The organism is Amycolatopsis dendrobii (assembly GCF_014145675.1).
Lineage (GTDB): Bacteria > Actinomycetota > Actinomycetes > Mycobacteriales > Pseudonocardiaceae > Amycolatopsis > Amycolatopsis dendrobii.
This window is the reverse complement of sequence record NZ_JACGZW010000045.1, coordinates 1-888: the sequence shown is the minus strand read 5'-3', so window position 1 is coordinate 888 and position 888 is coordinate 1. Positions and strand designations below refer to the sequence as shown.

General features: G+C 68.4%; 1 protein-coding gene. It reads left to right on the top strand.

Translation table 11 applies throughout. The annotated features are described in order from the left end of the window. A partial coding sequence (gene ispG / locus H4281_RS45030) for a flavodoxin-dependent (E)-4-hydroxy-3-methylbut-2-enyl-diphosphate synthase (protein WP_182896957.1) occupies positions 1-888 on the top strand: 888 nt, incomplete at both ends.

Here is an 888-nt window from a genome sequence, read left to right as displayed (position 1 = left end):
GACCTCCGACGTCAACGCCACCCTGCAGCAGATCGCCGAATTGACCGCGGCGGGCTGCGACATCGTGCGCGTCGCGTGCCCGTCGGCCGACGACGCCGAGGCGCTGCCCGCGATCGCGAAGAAATCGCAGATCCCGGTGATCGCCGACATCCACTTCCAGCCCAAATACGTGTTCGCCGCGATCGAGGCCGGCTGCGCCGCGGTGCGGGTGAACCCGGGCAACATCCGCAAGTTCGACGACCAGGTCAAGGAAATCGCCCAGGCGGCGAAGGACCACGGCACCCCGATCCGGATCGGCGTCAACGCCGGGTCGCTGGACAAGCGGCTGCTGGAGAAATACGGCAAGGCCACCCCGGAAGCGCTCGCCGAATCGGCGATGTGGGAGGCGTCGCTGTTCGCCGAGCACGACTTCCACGACATCAAGATCTCGGTCAAGCACAACGACCCGGTCGTGATGGTCCGGGCCTACGAGATCCTCGCGCAGCAGTGCGACTACCCGCTGCACCTCGGCGTCACCGAGGCCGGGCCCGCGTTCCAGGGCACCATCAAATCCGCCGTCGCGTTCGGCGCGCTGCTGCGCCAGGGCATCGGCGACACCATCCGCGTGTCCCTGTCCGCGCCGCCGGTGGAAGAAGTCAAGGTCGGCACCCAGATCCTGCAGTCGCTCAACCTGCGGCCCCGCAAACTCGAGATCGTGTCCTGCCCCTCCTGCGGACGCGCGCAGGTGGACGTCTACACCCTCGCCGACCAGGTCACCGCCGGCCTGGAAGGCATGGAAATCCCGCTCCGCGTCGCGGTCATGGGCTGCGTCGTCAACGGCCCCGGCGAAGCCCGCGAAGCCGACCTCGGCGTCGCGTCCGGCAACGGCAAGGGCCAGATCTTCGTCAA